The sequence below is a fragment of the Pantoea sp. X-Soil-ISGK-259 genome (assembly GCF_059730705.1).
The window spans coordinates 3,354,222-3,371,970 of record NZ_AP035986.1 but is presented as its reverse complement, the minus strand read 5'-3'; the positions used below and the strand labels follow the sequence as shown (position 1 = coordinate 3,371,970).

The window sequence follows — 17,749 nt, the reverse complement described above, 5'->3', positions numbered from 1 at the left end:
ATATTAAAAATCTCCACTAGACTTTTCAGGTGTCAACGATATGACTGGCGTTGCGTTATTACCGACGCAGCGTTTTAAACAATGAGGCTATCTTATGACAGTGAAAACGTTAAACGACCTGTTCATCCATGACCTATCCGATGTTTACAGCGCTGAGAAACAGATAACCCGTGCATTACCTAAAATGGCGCGTGCAGCCAGTGACGAAAATCTTATCGCTGCGTTTAATCAGCATCTGGAAGAGACCCGTGCGCAGATTGAACGACTCGACGAGCTGGTGGAAGTGACACCTGAAGTCAAAATTAAAAGAATGAAATGTCATGCGCTTGAAGGTCTGGTTGAAGAAGCACAGGAAATTATCGACTCGGTTGAAAAAGGTGAGGTTCGTGATCAGGGGCTGATTGGTGCTGCACAGAAAGTTGAGCACTATGAGATCGCGACCTACGGCACTCTGCATGCGCTGGCACTGAAGCTGGGTTACACCAAAGCGGCAGAGCTACTGGAAGCTACTCTGAACGAAGAGAAGCAAACGGATGAGAAACTCACCCAGGTAGCCGAGTCTATTACCGTCTCTTAAGGAGTAATACATGACTGCGATAGAACATTATCATGACTGGCTGCGCGATGCGCATGCCATGGAAAAGCAGGCTGAAAGTATGCTGAGCAAGATGGCTGGCCGTCTTGAGCACTATCCGGCGCTGGAACAGCGTCTGGCGCAGCATCTGGAAGAGACTAAACATCAGCTGACACTGCTGGAGCAGCTGCTCGACACTCACGGTATCGATCACTCTGTGATGAAAGATGCGATGGGCAAAATGGCGGCGGCCGGTCAGGCTGTTGGGGGTATGTTCAATTCGGATGAAGTCGTGAAGGGCGCTATCAGTGGTTATGTCTTCGAGAATGCTGAGATCGCCAGCTACACCAGCCTGATTGCCGCGGCAGAGCAGGTAGGTGATACGCAGGGCGTACGCATACTTAACGAGATCCGTGACCAGGAAGTGGCGATGGCTGAGTGGCTGCTGCAGAACCTGCCAGAGATCACTCAGCAGTTTCTGCAGCGTGCGTCACAGCCGGGCGTGGAAGCGAAGAAGTAGTGCTGAATAGCGCGCATGAAAAAGCCGGGGATTCCCGGCTTTTTGCGTTAGTGCTTTTCAGGCTGGTGATATTCAGTCAGCCATTAAATGTCCATACATCGTCATCAGCTTACGCGTCACGCCGTTAGTCCAGCCAAAGCCATCCTGTAACGGATATTCACCGCCGCCGCCAGGACGCGCACGCTCACCGCTGATGTCATATTTCTCTACCAGCTTGTGATGCAACTGATAGAAGTTATTGACCGTATTCAGCCAGTTCACAGCCACTTCTGTTGCCAGCGTCTCTTCGCCATAGTTATTCAGGCCAACAATTGCCATCCACTGCATGGGTGCCCAGCCGTTAGGCCGATCCCACTGCTCCCCGCTTTCGACCATTGAGGTCAGCAGACCGCCGTTGCTCAGCAGCAGATGACGCAACGAGATCGCCTGCAGATGCGCCTGATGCGGCGTCGCCAGGCCCACAAACAGCGGAACCACTGAAGCTACGGTAAAGGCACCGAAACGCTCACGACGCCAGTCATAGTCGCGGAACACACCGGCGGTGCTGTCCCACAGATAACGGGTAATCGCACGTTTACGCGCTTCCGCCTTTTTCTGCCACGCCAGCGCCGTCAGCTCTTCACCTTTGGCGTGCGACAGGGTCGCGATCATCAGCTCCAGCTTGTACAGGAATGCGTTCAGATCGATGGGGATAAACTGAGTCGTTCGGATGCTCGACAGGCGTTTCGGATTTCGCAGCCAGCGAGATGAGTAATCCCACCCTGACTCCGCGCCAGCACGCAGATCACGATAGACTTCGCTGGCCGGACGTTTAGATTCGCGGGCGGTTTCAACATCTTCCATCCACGACTCATCACGCGGCGTATCGCGATCATCCCAGTAGCGGTTCAGCAGGGAGCCGTTTGGCATCCGCACTACGTGACGATAAGCCTGGTTCGGCATCAGTGAACCCGCGCCATCCATCCAGAACTGATACTCCTTCATCAGCTGTTCCTGATAGCGTTTCGCACCGCGCACGCCATCTTCTTCGAACAGCTCTACCATCAGTGCAAACACGGGCGGCTGAGAACGGCTGAGATAGTAGGTACGATTGCCGTTTGGCACATGACCGTAGTTATCGATCAGCCAGGCAAAGTTGTCCGCCATGTGACGGAGCAGATCATCGCGGCCTGATTCTGCCAGGCCGAGCATGGTGAAGTAGGAGTCCCAGTAATACGTTTCGCCAAAGCGTCCCCCTGGCACGACATAAGGTTTCGGCAATGGCAGCAGTGATGAGTGCGGCATATGCTGTTGCGGCATTTTGGTCAGAACCGGCCACAGGTCATCAATATGCTCGTTGAGGGTTTTATCCGGGTTAGAGACATAAAAGCTTTCGTTTACGCCAGGCAGATAAAAATGATCGGCGACAAAACGCGACAGGTCGAAATCACTGCTGCGTTTCTGTCGACGATAGCGCATCAGCACATCCAGCGGATCGTACTTAGGCGAACAGTCGGGGAAGGTTTTGCTATCCTCGAAAATCCGCGACATCTGGACATGTTCAAACAGTTCCAGATAACGATCGGCAGGGGTGAGTGCATCCGGAGCCGGTAAGCCTTCAATCAACTCCGGCTCGGGCTCAGAATCCTGCATGCGTTCCAGTTTCAGTTCATGGGGATCGTATTGATACTCAACTTCCGCCCCGGCACGAACCTCTTCAAGTGCATTTTGTTGCTGGCGATGGGTATTAATAACGGCCTCCTGAGCGGTCGTGGTTGCACAAAAGACAAATTATAGACCTCTCATTCAGCGGAACAACAATGCAGAATATCTATGAACGTAATAAAAATTGTCTATTAATCGAGGTTTTTTGATAAATCCCAGACAATTCAACCAAATATAGCAGTGTTCACAAAAAATACATTTCAGATGAATCTCTTAACGGAATGGATAAAAAAATTCAAACTGAAGAAAACTGGCGTTTATTCACATTTTGTAAAAGATAGCCGGGCCGAAAAGGGTGCAGAAAATGGCATACGTAACGGAACGCCGCGCAGAAAGGAGCAGGGAACTAAGCGGGCCTGGTTGCCCGCTCGTTGACAGCAGAATCAGGTGTTCGCCAGCGCCGCGCGAACGACTGTCTGCCAGGGCGTGGTCGGGCGACCAATCAGTTTGCTCAGCTGGCGGGAGTCATTGTACAAACCGCCTTTCTCTGCACCGGCATCCGAGTCTGCCAGCATCTCCGCCAGACCCTCTGGCAGGCCAGCACCCTTAAGCGCGGCGGCAAAATCAGCCTGAGACAGATTGACGTAATCAACCTTCTCACCACTCTGCGCGGCAATCTCCGCAGCAAACTGCGCCAGCGTGTAGCTGTCGTCGCCTGCCAGTTCATACACTTTGCCCGCCTGATCCTCACGGGACATGACTTCAGCCGCCGCTTCAGCGTAATCCTGACGGGCTGCAGACGCGATGCGACCTTCACCCGCCGCGCCGATAAAAGCATGATGCGCCAGCGCAGGTGGAATGCTGGCGGCATAGTTTTCGGTGTACCAGCCATTACGCAGCAGGGCGAAGGGGATGCCGGAGGCTTTCAGCAGCGCTTCTGTGGCGCGATGTTCAACGCCTAAGCCCAGTGGTGAGGTGTCCGCATGCAGCAGGCTGGTATAGGCGATGAAGCCTACGCCCGCCGCCTGTGCCGCTTCAATAACGGCTTTATGCTGCGCTTCACGCTGACCCACCTCACTGCCGGAGATGAGTAGCAGTTTATCGACGCCTGCAAAAGCGGCCCTGAGCGTTTCTGGCTGACTGTAGTCGGCCTGTCGGACCGTGATGCCCTGCGCCGCAAGATCGGCCGCTTTGGCGGGTGTACGGACAGCAGCGACGATCTCTTCTGCCGGCACTTTTTTCAGTAAAGCTTCGATAACGAAACGGCCCAGCTGGCCGGTGGCACCTGTTATTGCAATCATGCTATGACTCCTGTGGCTGTTGTTGAAATCCAGACTAAGATATAAACTAATTTTTAGTAAGTACTTACAGAAATGTTAGTTAAGGTGTGCTGATTAAATGTCTGATAAATTGAGTGAAAAATTTAGTCGCGGTGAATTACTTAACGTTAATTGTCCGTCGCGTGATGTGCTGAAACGCGTGACCAGTCGCTGGAGTGTATTGATTCTGCTGGCCCTTCAGGATCAAACGCTGCGCTTCAGTGAATTGCGCCGCACGGTCGGGGGCGTCAGTGAGCGAATGCTGGCTCAGAATCTGCGTTACCTGGAAGAAGATGGCTTCGTGCAGCGAATTGCTTACGATGTGGTGCCTCCGCACGTGGAATATCGCCTGACCCCGCTTGGACGTGAAGTCGGTGAGCAGGTTGTGGGCCTGGCAGACTGGCTGGAACTAAACCTGGGCCGGATTCTGGCGCAGCGCGAAAAATCTGCAGCAGAGTAAAGCTACCCCGTCTCAGCCGTCAGAATGTGACGGCATCGATATTTTTACCTGAAAATTTCTGAGCCCACTTTTGTTTACTGCCTCTCTGATGCCGCAGCCATGCGATAGCAATGGAAATAGATCCTTCAGGCTTTTCGTCCTGTTGCTGATTATTAAGTCGTTTTATCAATCTTCGGGTCGCAATATAGGAGAGTGTGTTGAGCGCTGTTAATAGTGAGGCGTTTTTTGGCTCATTTATTTAACATCTTAATGTGTGTTTAACTTCGTGTTTTCTACTTTATTTATCCATACTCACCTCAGGATTAGTAAGCATTAAACAAAAAAGAAAACAAACCGGCAGAGATGTGGGTTTAAGGGTTTAACCTCTTAAAATATAATGGTATTTAGATCTTTGCTTCTCACTTATAACCTTAAATAACTCCGATTTTTATAGCAAAAAAGTGCCTGAAAACAGGCCGTTGACGATACTTTACGTGCAGGCATTGCTTTCGCGCGTTCGACTTTTAAAGTGAGAAAATACGTAACATTAACGACACATACGCACCCTCTGATTAACCTTTCGGCCTTATTTTTAAATAAAAATTTCCCGCCAAAAACAATGACCAAAATCAATAAAGACTGTTATAGTTTTCATTAACCCCACTGTTTCTTTTTCCTCGTCGCAAATAGCTCTAAATTTGCGGCGGGAATTTCAATAAGCGCAGAGAAGTCAGCGCATCAGGCTTAAGTTGTTAATTATAAGTAAATACATGGTGTTCTATGTGGCAAAGAGGTAAGCAATGTTCGGATTAGATGCCTTTCATCTGGCCAGGATTCAGTTCGCATTTACTGTATCCTTCCATATTATCTTTCCCGCCATCACCATCGGTCTCGCCAGCTTCCTGGCAGTACTTGAAGGTATGTGGCTTAAAACACGCGATCAAACCTATCGCGATCTCTACCACTTCTGGTCGAAAATCTTTGCCGTTAACTTCGGTATGGGTGTGGTATCAGGGCTGGTCATGGCTTACCAGTTCGGGACGAACTGGAGCGGCTTCTCTGCGTTTGCCGGGAGTATCACCGGCCCGCTGCTGACTTATGAAGTGCTGACGGCGTTCTTCCTGGAAGCAGGCTTCCTGGGCGTGATGCTGTTTGGCTGGAATCGCGTGGGGCCGGGTCTGCACTTCTTCGCCACCTGCATGGTTGCTCTGGGAACACTGATTTCGACCTTCTGGATTCTTGCCTCCAACAGCTGGATGCAGACGCCTCAGGGCTTCATCATCGAGAATGGCATTGTGGTGCCGCAGGACTGGTTGAAAATCGTCTTCAATCCCTCTTTCCCTTATCGCCTTTTCCATATGTCAGTGGCGGCGTTCCTGGCGAGTGCCTTTTTTGTGGGATCGTCAGCGGCCTGGCATTTGCTGAAAGGGAATAACAATCCTGCTATCCGTAAGATGTTCTCCATGGCGTTGTGGATGGCGCTGATCGTTGCGCCGATTCAGGCGATGATTGGGGATGCACACGGTCTGAACACCCTTGAGCATCAGCCAGCCAAAATCGCGGCGATTGAAGGACACTGGGAAAACCCACCGGGTGAGGCCACGCCGCTGATCCTGTTTGGTATTCCCGATATGGAACAGGAGCGTACCAAATATGCGCTGGAAGTGCCTTACCTTGGCAGCCTGATTCTGACGCACAGTCTGGATAAACAGGTTCCGGCGCTGAAGTCGTTCCCGAAAGAGGACCGCCCTAATTCTACGGTGATCTTCTGGTCATTCCGCGTGATGGTGGCGCTGGGGCTGCTGATGATTACGCTGGGCGTGGTCAGCCTGTGGCTGCGTTTCAAAGGCCGTCTTTACGAGTCGCGTCCTTTCCTGTGGTTTGCTCTGTTAATGGGGCCATCGGGTCTGATTGCGATTCTGGCGGGCTGGTTTACCACTGAAATCGGTCGTCAGCCGTGGGTGGTGTATGGCGTGCAGCGCACCATTGATGCGGTCTCGGCACATGGCGATATGCATATGAGCATCAGCCTGCTGGCCTTTATTCTGGTCTACAGCTCGGTGTTCGGTGTGGGATACCACTACATGATGCGCCTGATTAAGCAGGGACCGGTTGTCGGCGAAGGTCATATCACCGAAGAAGGTGGACCGGGTCAGAAGAAAACGCCAGCGCGTCCGCTTTCCGCTGCCACCTTTAAGGATGGAGACCACTAAGATGATCGATTATTCCGTTATCTGGTTTGTGATTATCGTCTTCGCAACCCTGATGTATATCGTGATGGATGGTTTTGACCTGGGTATTGGTCTGCTGTTCCCGTTCAATAAAGATGCCGGCGAGCGCGACATGATGGTTAACACCGTCGCACCCGTCTGGGATGGTAATGAAACCTGGCTGGTTCTGGGAGGCGCAGGCCTGTTCGGGGCATTCCCGCTGGCTTACGCGGTGATTACCGATGCGCTGTCGATTCCGCTGACCGCCATGCTGATTGGCCTGATTTTTCGGGGTGTCGCCTTTGAATTCCGCTTCAAGGCGGTTGAAGGTCATCGGGCATTCTGGGACAAATCCTTTATTGCCGGGTCTGTTTTAGCGACCTTCAGTCAGGGCGTCGCAGTCGGCGCGTTTCTGGATGGCATTCCGGTTGAGGGACGCCGTTTCGCCGGTTCCGCACTGGACTGGCTGGCACCGTTCCCGCTGTTCTGCGGCGTGGGTCTGGTGGTGGCCTATGCGCTGCTGGGCTGCACCTGGCTTATTATGAAGACCGAGAATGAGCTGCACCGTAAGATGTCCGCGCTGGCGACGCCACTGGTCATCGCGCTGTTAGTGATTATTGGTATTGTCAGCCTGTGGACGCCGTTTACGCATCAGGACATCGCACATCGCTGGTTCAGCAAGCCAAACCTGTTCCTGTTCCTGCCGGTTCCGGTGCTGGTGCTGCTCTGTTCATGGGGCATTGTGCGCGCCATTAAGCGTGAGGCGCACTATTCACCGTTCCTGCTGACGCTGGCGCTGGTCTTCCTGGGCTTCTCCGGTCTGGGCATCAGTGTGTGGCCCAACATTATTCCGCCATCCGTAACCATCTGGGATGCCGCATCGCCACCGCAGAGCCAGGCCTTTATGCTGGTGGGTAGCCTGCTGATTATCCCGATGATTCTGGGTTACACCTTCTGGAGCTACTACGTGTTCCGTGGAAAAATCAAAGCAGATGAAGGATATCATTGATATGAAAAGCCTCAGCAGCATGAAAGACCACAATCACAGTGAAGAGACGAAAGCGCCGTGGTGGAAACGGGTAATGTGGCTGGTGTTTATCTATGCCGCCAGCGTACTGGCGCTGGGCGTGGTCGCCTCGCTGTTCCGCATGATGATGACGGCAGCGGGTATGCGTAGTCATTAATTGTCGCAGACTCCGCCTCACCGTTATCAGGCGCAGTTTTTATCAGGAATCAGAAGGCTGACGTCAGTCAGCCTTTTTTAGTTAGTAACCTAAGCAATTAATGCGGAATTGCCCCGAACGGACGTGCGCGGCTTACCCTTTCCTTACACTGATTCGCCATATTTGTTATCCTTTTTTAATTAAAACCTCAGTCTTAACCCGCGTCGTAAATCGCCATCATGCTCAGTCAGGCCATTAAAAAAAAGCACATCAACGATCTGGTCGAGTGGATTGAAGCCCATCTCACTGACGATCTCAATATCGATCAAATTACCTTGAAATCAGGATATTCAAAGTGGCACATGCAGCGCATGTTCAAGGAGATGACCGGGCAAACGCTGGCAGCCTATACCCGCAAACGGCGTCTGACGATGGCCGCTATGGCACTGCGACTGACGCGCATGACACTGATTGATATTGCCGTACGATTTGGTTTCGATAACCAGCAAAACTTCACCCGGGTTTTCAAAGGCCACTTTGCGCTGACGCCTGGCGCATTTCGGCGTATTCCCCATTTGCCGGTCAAAAACTTCCATGGACGCATTCTGGCGCGATCGCTGGCAGAGCGCGCCACGCTGGTTGAACGCGAGGAAGCGTTGCACCTGTGCGGAGAGAAGCTGGAGTGGGAGTGTAAGTTCGGTGATTATTTTGCCGACCACGATCACCGGGTTGCCGGGCTGGCGCGTCAGATGGTGTCGCTGGCGGGAAGCCATGTAACGCATGGCTGGTTAGGCTTTCAGTATGGCCCCGGGCATAGCTCTGCTGACCAGCAGAATATCAGCCTGTTTCAGGCGCTGGAGCCGCAATATGCCGATCTGCTGAGTGACCACACCAGCAGTTGGAGTGAAGCGGCGGGCCTCTATGCGTCGATTCGCTGGAGCGGCAGACCGGAACAACTGACGCGTTTTATTGAGGATATTTATTATCAACATCTGCCAGCACTGGGTGTAGCGCGGCGTCCTGGCAAAGACCTGCTGCGTCTCGACTTTGCACATTGCAAGCCTGACTGGCTGAGCGGCGTATTTTCAATTCCGGTGATGCAGGCGTAGCCAGCAGGGCAGGGCGAGTGATTCCCGGCCCCGTTAGTGCATATTTTGTGCGGTAAACTGTGACAAACCGCACGATTCTATAAACTAACTCGCCGTTCTGGCGTAAAATCCTCTTCCGAAACCCTGTCATACCGGAATCATCGTGCATCCGTGATGGGGCTGGAACATTCATCTGCATTTCAGGCCTTTTCCGGCCAAAACGAAAAACGAAGATAATTATGCGACGCTTAATGATTTCACTGATTCTGGCATTGCCTGTTATGGCAATGGCGCAGCAGGCTGAGCCTTTCTCACCGCCTGCCGGACTGCATCCGCACTCTCAGGCCTCCCAGCATGAAATTCTGGGTGACGGTGAGCTGCCGGAACACACCAGCAGTAACGCTTCCCTCTCCGGATTTAACGACACGCTGTAAATGCTGATACGCTGCCAGACCCGGCGGCGCAACATGACCGGCTCGTCAGGAGTCGGTCAGATTTAACCTTCTCTGCCTGCCTTAAAAAACCCGCAAATACCTCTTTCTGAACGCTTGTCAGGGTCGCTTCACGCCTGCGATACGCACACCTGCATCTCTGTAAAATATATCTTAACAAGTCCGATCGCATTTTTCGTTCTTGTACTTAAGATATATCATAGCTAATCTCCCGGCTTGAGATGAGAATGATTGTTATTCCATGAAATTTTCATGACAGTGCGCATGCCCCTGAATCACGGGCATAGCTTGAGGAGAGATATTTTGACTGCATCAGCTAATCAGCGTTTACCCCAGCGCGTCCGTAATGAACTGCGTTTCCGTCATATTCAGGTCGCCAGTAAAACTAACATTGCCGGTAAATTCTGGCGCATACGGTTCAGCGGCAGCGATCTGGCGGGCTTTACATCGCCAGGCTTTGATGACCACATCAAGGTATTTTTCCCTTCCGCTGAAGGTGAAACACTGGCTCTGCCGCAGATGACCGACGCGGGCATTGTCTGGCCCGAAGGTTTGCGTCCGCAGGCGCGCGACTACACGCCGCTTGAATTCGATGGTGCCTCTTCTCTGACCCTGGATTTCTATATTCACCAGCAGGGCGTGGCGAGTGACTGGGCAACGCAGGCACAGGTGGGCGATAAATTAATTATCGGTGGGCCACGCGGTTCGCTGGTGGTGCCGACCGATTATGCATTTCAGCTTTACGTCTGTGATGAAACCGGGCTGCCAGCGTTTGCGCGTCGTCAGCGTGACGCAAGTGCCCAGTCTTTGCATCTCTATGCCTTTACCGATGACGCGACGGGCCACGGCTATTTATCGGATACGACTGGCGTAACGACAAACTGGTTGGGCAGCGGTCAGATGCAGAAAGCACAGCTCAGCCAGCTGATTGCCCGGCTGGATCAGCTCACACTTCCGGCGGAAGATTACTTTATCTGGCTGACTGGCGAAGGTGAGTTTGTGAAAGCGCTGGCTGACTACTTCACGGTGCAGCGCGGCCTCAGCAGTGATTTTGTGCGGGCGGTGGCCTACTGGCACCAGAAGTAAGCGGCTCTGCCAATTGAGTTTTGCCAGACGGCGGACTACCATCAATCCGACTTTTTCCCGCAGGGCAGGCCATGAAACAGCATCCGAATTCCACCTCATCTGACGATCAGAGTACGCGCGCAGGCGGCTGCGGCGGACGACGCAAACGACGCGAAAAGATGCTGGAAGCAAGTGAGATCCGCCTGCTGATGCTCCATTTCCTGGCGCAGAATGCGGCGCACGGCTATGAACTGATCAAGTCGGTTGAGGTGCTGTCGAAGGGAGAGTATTCGCCTAGTCCGGGGATCATTTACCCCAATCTGACGCTGCTTGAAGAGATGGAGGCGATTGAGGTGGTGGATGCGCAGACAGCGCGCAAAGCCTATCGTCTGACCGCAACGGGAGAGGCGCAACTGGCAGAGAACCTGGAAACGGTCTCCAGCCTGATCACGCGGCTCTCTACGCTGGCGATTCTGGTCAATAACCGCAGCATTCCTGCTGTAGAGCAGGCGATTTATGGGCTGAAGGTCGCGCTGAACCAGCGGCTGGCGCAGGAAGATATCTCAGAAACCGCGCTGCAGACGCTGATTAAGGCGCTGCACGACGCGGCTGAAAAAATCACTCACAGTTAATCAGCTGATTTCGGCTTTGTTTTTGTCGATGTGGCCCAGGGTACGATCCGGGAAACAGATGTCGCGTACGCGCTGTTTTAGCGTGGTCGCATCCGGGAAGCCACCATCACGCTTGCGTTCCCACAGCAGGTGCTCATCCAGCGTAATTTCAAAGATACCACCGGTACCTGGTTTCAGGGTTACTTCCGCCAGATCCTCAGCGAAAGTATGCAGAAGTTCCTGTGCCATCCACGCTGACCGCATCAGCCAGTTGCATTGCATACAGTAGTGAATAACAACCACAGGTTTTTGTGCCATAACTCTATTCCTTTACGTGTTGATAAATGCCAATGCATTCGGGTGAACAATTTGTGCGCTGTGGTTTATATCCAAATGTAAATAAGATTGATAATGATTATCAGTTGCATTAAATTTAAGTCGATAATTACTACACCAGCATGATGTTCTGACTTTTCACGGCTTTTATGCGGAGCCGTTTTACTGTTGCCAGCAAACAAGTGAGCGAATACTAACAATTAATCAGGTAATTCGCGCCTATGTCACCACGTTTTCGGAGATTGACGCAACCGCGTCTGACTCAACTGGCGTTGCTCGCCACCTTCATCAATACCACCTGCACTTATGCTGCGGGCAGTGAATCTGCCACGCTAGCCCTTTCTGACCGCTCTGACAGCAATACCGAACAGGTAATGACGGTGACGGCGCCGGAAATTAAGAAAACGGCAGGCAGTAAAACCTCGCTCTCTGCCAGCGATCTGCAACAGCGTGGTGCCACTGACTTTGGATCGATTATGCGCTATGAACCGCTGATCAGTGCCACCGGTACTAGTGGCGGTTCATCAGCCGGTAAGAGCGGTTTTGATCGGGCTGGTTATACCGGCTACAACATTCGAGGCCTCGAGAGCAACCGCGTCGGTCTGGATGTGGACGGCATTCCGTTGCCGCAGGCCACTGGCCGCAGCTATGTAGGACGCGCTGGTCTCGACAGCTTTGGCATTGGCCGCGATTACATCGATCCTTATATGTTTGGGCGTATTGAGATTGAGAAGGGCGCCACAGCAGTGGATCAGTCGAACACCTCAATTGGCGGCAACGTCTCGTTCCGTAACAAATCCCCGGACGACTATCTGTACTCCGGCAAGCCGACCTTTTTCGGCTATCAAAGTGACTACGACTCCGCCAGCCGCAGCTGGCACAACGGCATGACTGCAGCAGCAGGCGATGACACGCTGAGTGGCATTTTTGTTTACAGCCGTCGTGACGGACAGCAGACCCGTAACAACAGCGATACGCTCGATGCTTATCCGGCCAACTGGCACTCCGATGCCTTTATGACTTCCGGCATCTGGCAGCCCAATGATGCTCACAAGCTCAGCGCAACGGTCGATTACTATCACAAAACTCACCACAGCCATTACGACAGCTGGAGCACTTCCGGCAATACCGTCTGGGGAACGGCACAGCAGCAGAGTGATACCCGCCGCTGGGGCATCAGCCTGGCGGATGAGTACACCCCTTACAATGACCTGATCGACAGCCTGACGACCCGCGTTTACTGGCAGCAGACCCAGGCGCATGACAACACCCTAATGCCGTCGAGTGCCACCGCCAGGCAAACCGTCTATTCCGATTACAACAGCGACAGCTACGGTTTTGACACCCGAGCGCTTAAAAGCGTCGGGCGACATGAACTGAGTGCCGGGCTGAATGCGCGTCTGGTGGATACTGAGCGACCTTTCCGTCAGTCACCGCCAGCCAGTGCTTTTACTGCGATTATGCAGCCGCAGGCTAACAGCCGCAGCTACAGCGTGGGCGGTTATCTGCAGGATACTATCAGCTTCGATGCTGACGGACATCGGGCGGCTATCGTGCCGGGCGCGCGCGTGGCCTATCAGAACACCCGACCACGTGATGTGGCGACGCTGACCACGAACAGTAGCGTGCTTGACGCCAGCGAAGTTTCAGCGCTCTACGGATCGCCAAACAGCGACACCCAGATATTGCCGTCGATCGCCTTCCAGTTCGATCTGACACCGAAGCTGATGACTTATCTGCAATATACCCGTGGCGCGCAGTTCCCCAACGATACCCAGCTCTATGGCTCATGGAACCTTGGCTCCAGCTATGCCGGCACCGCACAGTATGCGCTGATTGGTAATGCAGACCTGAAAACCGAAACCAGCAACAACTACGAGTGGGGTGTAAAAGGAGAGGTGGCAAAAGGCGTCACGCTTAACGCTGCCGCTTTTTATAACGACTATAAAAACTTTATTGCCTTTACACGTTACAGCCGGGCGGCTAATCCGGGTCAGTTCGTTAATGTGCCCGCCAACATTTACACCACCTATCAGGCGGAGAACCGCGATAAAGCCTACATCTACGGGGCTGAAATCAGCAGTAAAGTGAACTTCGGTAGCTGGTTCAATGAGGTCGAGGGTCTGAGCGCCAATCTGGCGTTGGGTTACACGCAGGGCGCGGCAAAGTCACGCTACCTTGGTGACCGCTACATCGATCTGGAGAGTGTTGCTCCGATGAAAGCGATTGTCGGACTCGCCTGGGATGATGAGGCGCGTGGCTACGGGGCCGCCGTTACCGCTACCTTTGTCAAAGGTAAGCAAGCCAGCGCGACTAACCGCGAAAGCTTCGCTAACAACGGCAGCAGCCTGGCCGACTCCAGCACCGATTACATGCGGGTACCAGGTTATGGCATGGTGGATATGACCGCTTACTGGCGCGTCGCACATAACGTCAGGCTGAGTGGCGGGCTTTACAACATAACCGATCGCAAATACTGGGATTACCTCAGCAGTCGTGAACTGACCAGCGCCACTCAGCAGGAGCGCAACGATCAGGCACTGGCCGTGATGCCGGGCCGTACTTTCCAGTTAGGTGTTAACGTCGATTTTTGATAGCCGTCGCCCTGCGCTGATGCAGGGCATTACTAAGAGAGCCTGAGTCATGAACCCGATTTATCAGCACTATCTTGCCATTAAAGGTGAACAACCGAAGAAATATGCCCGCGACCTGGCTGCGCTGATCGGCATCAGCGAAGCGGAATTGTGTGAAGCGCGCATCGGCGTTGATGCCGTGGCGCTGAAACGCGATTTTCCGGCGTTGCTGAAGGCACTTGGCGCAGTCGGCGAAACCAAAAACATTACGCGTAACGCTTATGCGGTACATGAACATCTGGGTGAATACCACAATGTGCAGATTGGCGCACATGGTGGCCTGGTGCTTAATCCCCGTGCACTCGATCTGCGCCTGTTCGTCGGTCAGTGGTGCAGCGCCTTTGCTCTGCAGGAGCCAACCGGGCAGGGCGTTCGTCACAGTATTCAGATCTTTGATCGTCATGGCGATGCGGTGCTGAAAGTTTACGTCACGGAGCAGACCAACATGGCAGCGTGGCAGACGCTGATTGCCGACTTTACCGACGCCGCGGCGACGCCGCTTGTGGTTGAGCCGGCTGCTGCAGCTCCCCTGACTGAGGCGGTTGATGCCACCGCCATCGACCGTGAATGGCGCGCCATGACCGATGTTCATCAATTTTTCGCGTTGCTTAAGCGCCATCAGGTGTCACGACCGCAGGCGTTTCGCGCGGTGGGTGACGATCTCGCCAGGCAGACCGGTAACGATGCGCTTGAGCGCCTGCTACAGATGGCACAGCAGGCGGGCAATGAAATTATGATTTTTGTCGGCAACCGTGGCTGTACTCAGATTTTCACCGGCAGGGTAGAGAAGCTGCAGCCAGTGGAAAACTGGCTCAACATCTTCAATCCGCAGTTCACACTGCATCTGATGGCTGATCAGATCAGCGAAAGCTGGGTAACACGCAAGCCAACGGGCGATGGCTTTGTTACCAGCCTGGAACTGTTCGCCGCCGACGGCACACAGATCGCCCAGCTCTACGGTCAGCGCACGGAGGGTACGCCAGAGCAGTCAAGCTGGCGCGAGCAGATTGGCGCACTCCACACGCCGGGAGCGGCGGCATGAAAAGAGTGATGTTGTTATGGCTGCTCATGACGCTGCCATCACTGGCGGCGGAGCGGGTGGTGTCGATTGGCGGTGACGTCACCCAGATTATCTATGCGCTGGATGCCCAGTCACAGCTAGTGGCGCGCGACAGCACCAGTCTGCGCCCGGCGCAGGCCACCCGACTGCCGGACGTGGGTTATATGCGCCAGCTCAACGCCGAAGGCATTCTGGCACTGAAACCAACGCTGGTGATCGCCAGCGAGCAGGCGCAGCCGTCGCTGGTACTGCAACAGATTGCCCGCGCGGGCGTCAGGGTGGTCACGGTCAGCGGCGACAGCAGCCTGCAGGCGATCCCGCAGAAAATTATCACTGTGGGTCAGGCGCTGCAGCGTGAAAGCGAAGCTCAGGCTCTGGCACGGCAAATGACGCAGCAGATTCGCCAGTTGCCGCAGCAACCGCTGCCGGTAAAAGTGCTCTACATCATGGCGAACAGCGGCATGAAATCGATGGCGGCTGGAAATCAGACTGCGGCCGATGGCGCCATTCGCAGCGCCGGGCTGGAGAATGCTATGGGCTCGGTGCCGCACTATCAGGCACTGTCGCAGGAAGGGGTGATCGCCGCCGCGCCGGATCTGGTGGTAATCGGCGAGGATGGCTTGAAAACGCTGGGCGGCGAAGCGCAGCTGTGGCAGTTACCGGGTCTGACGCTGACACCTGCCGGGCAGCAGCACCGTCTGCTGGTGATCGACACCATGGCACTGCTGGGGTTTGGCCTTGATACACCGCGGGCAATCGTGAAATTGCGTCAGGCGGCGGAATCGCTGAACCATGATTAAGGATAATGCGCTGCGTGGCCTGTTGCTGATGCTGATCTTCCTGCTGGCGGCGATGGTGCTGGCGGCAAATCTGGGGGCGATGTCGCTTTCAGTGCGGGCGCTATGGCAGGCACCGCTTAGCGATCTTATCTGGCAGATCTGGCTGGATATCCGCCTGCCGCGCGTGCTACTGGCGGTGGTGATGGGCATGGCGCTGGCAGTCTCTGGCGCGGTGATGCAGGGTGTTTTTCGTAACCCACTGGCCGATCCCGGTCTGCTGGGGATCAGCAGCGGGGCGGGACTGGCGGTGGCGCTGGCAATCATTATTCCGTTGGCGTTGCCGGCACCACTGGCATTGTGGCTACCGATGATCGCTGCGTTTATCGGCAGTCTGCTGGTGACACTGCTGCTCTTCAGTTTCAGTCGGCTGGCGCGCGGCAATCTTTCGCGGTTGTTGCTGGTCGGTATTGCGATTAATGCGTTGTGCGGTGCGGCGGTAGGCGTGCTGTCATGGCTGAGCAACGATCAGCAGCTGCGCCAGCTGTCGCTGTGGGGCATGGGAAGCCTTAGCCAGACACAGTGGCCCGCACTGCTGATTTGCCTGCTGCTGATTCTGCCAGCCTTGCTGCTGCTACAGACTCGCGCCCGCCACCTTAACCTGCTGCAGGCGGGCGAAGAGGATGCGCACTACATGGGGATTGATGTGAAGCGTACTCAGCATCAGCTGCTGATCCTCAGCGCGCTGCTTGTCGGTACAGCGGTCTCGGTCAGCGGCGTGATCGGCTTCGTCGGACTGGTGGTGCCACACGTGATGCGTTTTTGCCTTGGCGGCGATCATCGCTGGCTGCTGCCCGGCTCAGCACTGGCGGGGGCTATTCTGCTGCTGCTGGCCGATACGCTGGCGCGCACTCTGGTGGTTCCGGCCGAGATGCCAGTCGGGCTACTGACCAGCCTGATTGGCGGTCCGTGGTTTCTCTGGCTGATTCTGCGTCAACAGCGAGGGCTGGAGTGATGGAAATTTTACAGGCCAGGGGATTGTGTCTCGCGCACGGCGACAAAACCGTTATCGATAATCTCGACGTCACGCTGTCAGGTGGAGAGCTGGTGGCGCTGATTGGTCCCAACGGCGCAGGTAAATCGACGCTACTGCGGATGCTGACGGGATTTCTGTCGCCCGATCGGGGCGAGTGCTGGCTGGGCGACCGACGGCTGACGACATGGCCGCGTGAGCAGCTGGCACGACGTCGGGCAGTGATGCGCCAGCAGAACAACCTGACCTTTGCACAGTCAGCGCAGTCGGTCGTGGCGATGGGCCGTGCGCCCTGGCCGGAAGCGCAGACGACGCAAATTGTGGCTGAGGTCATGCGGCTGACCGGTTGTGAAAGGCTGGCGCAGCGCGATTACCGCCAGCTCTCCGGCGGTGAACAACAACGAGTGCAGCTGGCGCGGGTGCTGGCACAGCTCTGGCTGGAGGGAAGACCACGCGGCTGGCTGTTTCTGGATGAGCCGACCTCTGCGCTGGATCTCTTCTGGCAGCAGCAAACCTTGCGTTTACTACGCCAGCTGACGCGCGCCGGAGATCTCACCGTCTGTACCGTGTTACATGACCTTAATCAGGCTTCATTGTGGGCCGATCGCATACTGCTGCTGCACGCAGGCCAACTGGTGGCACAAGGTTCGCCGCAGGCGGTAATGACGGAAGCGACGCTGACGCGCTGGTACCAGGCCGATCTTCAGGTAGTGGCACATGCCGAAAGTGGACAGCCGCATATCCAGCTGCGTATCTAGACCGTTTCGCTTTAAAAACATTGTGTTGCGCGCTTTGAATCGCTGATTTTGCGCTATACCTGGAGTTC

Annotated in this window: 18 protein-coding genes; 15 read left to right on the top strand and 3 right to left on the bottom strand. The window is 54.6% G+C overall.

Annotation, left to right across the window (positions count from 1 at the left end):
* The first annotated feature begins 94 nt into the window (after window positions 1–94).
* Window positions 95–577 (top strand): YciE/YciF ferroxidase family protein, encoded by a 483-nt coding sequence (locus tag AC6I77_RS16015; protein WP_008925700.1) that lies wholly within the window; start codon window positions 95–97, stop codon window positions 575–577.
* A 10-nt stretch (window positions 578–587) separates the two neighbouring features.
* A complete protein-coding gene (locus AC6I77_RS16010) occupies window positions 588–1,094 on the top strand; it encodes a ferritin-like domain-containing protein (RefSeq protein ID WP_004571240.1) in 507 nt (168 codons plus the stop codon).
* Between the two features lie 72 nt (window positions 1,095–1,166).
* On the opposite strand, the gene treF is transcribed toward AC6I77_RS16010, so the two are convergent.
* Window positions 1,167–2,825, bottom strand: a complete 1,659-nt coding sequence (gene treF / locus AC6I77_RS16005) for an alpha,alpha-trehalase TreF (RefSeq protein ID WP_050540840.1) — start codon at window positions 2,823–2,825, stop codon at window positions 1,167–1,169.
* 356 nt (window positions 2,826–3,181) lie between these two features.
* Window positions 3,182–4,039, bottom strand: coding sequence for an SDR family oxidoreductase (locus AC6I77_RS16000; RefSeq protein WP_105099896.1), 858 nt, complete (start codon window positions 4,037–4,039; stop codon window positions 3,182–3,184).
* A gap of 97 nt (window positions 4,040–4,136) precedes the next feature.
* On the opposite strand from AC6I77_RS16000, the gene AC6I77_RS15995 reads away from it, so the two are divergent.
* The 8 genes from AC6I77_RS15995 (at window position 4,137) to AC6I77_RS15960 (ending at window position 11,106) form a co-directional block, all read left to right on the top strand.
* Window positions 4,137–4,517 (top strand): winged helix-turn-helix transcriptional regulator, encoded by a 381-nt coding sequence (locus tag AC6I77_RS15995; protein WP_004571237.1) that lies wholly within the window; start codon window positions 4,137–4,139, stop codon window positions 4,515–4,517.
* A gap of 779 nt (window positions 4,518–5,296) precedes the next feature.
* Window positions 5,297–6,709, top strand: coding sequence for a cytochrome ubiquinol oxidase subunit I (locus AC6I77_RS15990; RefSeq protein ID WP_008925698.1), 1,413 nt, complete (start codon window positions 5,297–5,299; stop codon window positions 6,707–6,709).
* 1 nt (window position 6,710) lies between these two features.
* A complete protein-coding gene (gene cydB / locus AC6I77_RS15985; protein ID WP_008925697.1) occupies window positions 6,711–7,715 on the top strand; it encodes a cytochrome d ubiquinol oxidase subunit II in 1,005 nt (334 codons plus the stop codon).
* Between the two features lies 1 nt (window position 7,716).
* The gene (locus AC6I77_RS15980) at window positions 7,717–7,890 is read left to right on the top strand and encodes a DUF2474 domain-containing protein (protein WP_004571235.1); all 174 of its coding nucleotides are present in this window, start codon (window positions 7,717–7,719) and stop codon (window positions 7,888–7,890) included.
* Between the two features lie 218 nt (window positions 7,891–8,108).
* Window positions 8,109–8,978: a helix-turn-helix domain-containing protein gene (locus tag AC6I77_RS15975; protein ID WP_078804949.1), complete on the top strand. Its 870-nt coding sequence runs from the start codon at window positions 8,109–8,111 to the stop codon at window positions 8,976–8,978.
* Window positions 8,979–9,196: 218 nt separating this feature from the next.
* Complete coding sequence (locus tag AC6I77_RS15970) at window positions 9,197–9,391, top strand: hypothetical protein (protein ID WP_004571233.1); 195 nt, start codon at window positions 9,197–9,199, stop codon at window positions 9,389–9,391.
* A 321-nt stretch (window positions 9,392–9,712) separates the two neighbouring features.
* Complete coding sequence (locus tag AC6I77_RS15965; RefSeq protein ID WP_004571232.1) at window positions 9,713–10,495, top strand: siderophore-interacting protein; 783 nt, start codon at window positions 9,713–9,715, stop codon at window positions 10,493–10,495.
* A gap of 71 nt (window positions 10,496–10,566) precedes the next feature.
* Window positions 10,567–11,106 (top strand): PadR family transcriptional regulator, encoded by a 540-nt coding sequence (locus AC6I77_RS15960; protein WP_004571231.1) that lies wholly within the window; start codon window positions 10,567–10,569, stop codon window positions 11,104–11,106.
* Here AC6I77_RS15960 and AC6I77_RS15955 read toward each other — a convergent pair whose 3' ends face one another.
* On the bottom strand, window positions 11,107–11,403 hold the full coding sequence (locus AC6I77_RS15955) for an Rdx family protein (RefSeq protein ID WP_004571230.1): 297 nt from the start codon (window positions 11,401–11,403) through the stop codon (window positions 11,107–11,109).
* A gap of 239 nt (window positions 11,404–11,642) precedes the next feature.
* Between AC6I77_RS15955 and AC6I77_RS15950 the strand changes: the two genes are divergently transcribed.
* The 5 genes from AC6I77_RS15950 to AC6I77_RS15930 are packed head-to-tail and all read left to right on the top strand — an operon-like array spanning window position 11,643 to window position 17,681.
* Window positions 11,643–14,015 carry a TonB-dependent receptor domain-containing protein gene (locus AC6I77_RS15950; protein ID WP_008925696.1) on the top strand — a complete coding sequence of 791 codons (2,373 nt, stop codon included), beginning with the start codon at window positions 11,643–11,645 and terminating at the stop codon, window positions 14,013–14,015.
* Window positions 14,016–14,064: 49 nt separating this feature from the next.
* Window positions 14,065–15,096 (top strand): hemin-degrading factor, encoded by a 1,032-nt coding sequence (locus AC6I77_RS15945; protein WP_078804948.1) that lies wholly within the window; start codon window positions 14,065–14,067, stop codon window positions 15,094–15,096.
* Entirely contained in the window at window positions 15,093–15,914 is an 822-nt protein-coding gene (locus AC6I77_RS15940) for a heme/hemin ABC transporter substrate-binding protein (protein ID WP_004571227.1), read from the top strand. Before AC6I77_RS15945 ends, AC6I77_RS15940 begins: the two co-directional genes overlap by 4 nt.
* Window positions 15,907–16,905, top strand: a complete 999-nt coding sequence (locus AC6I77_RS15935) for a FecCD family ABC transporter permease (protein WP_039659324.1) — start codon at window positions 15,907–15,909, stop codon at window positions 16,903–16,905. Before AC6I77_RS15940 ends, AC6I77_RS15935 begins: the two co-directional genes overlap by 8 nt.
* Window positions 16,905–17,681, top strand: coding sequence for a heme ABC transporter ATP-binding protein (locus AC6I77_RS15930; RefSeq protein WP_078804946.1), 777 nt, complete (start codon window positions 16,905–16,907; stop codon window positions 17,679–17,681). Before AC6I77_RS15935 ends, AC6I77_RS15930 begins: the two co-directional genes overlap by 1 nt.
* The last annotated feature ends 68 nt before the right edge of the window (window positions 17,682–17,749 follow it).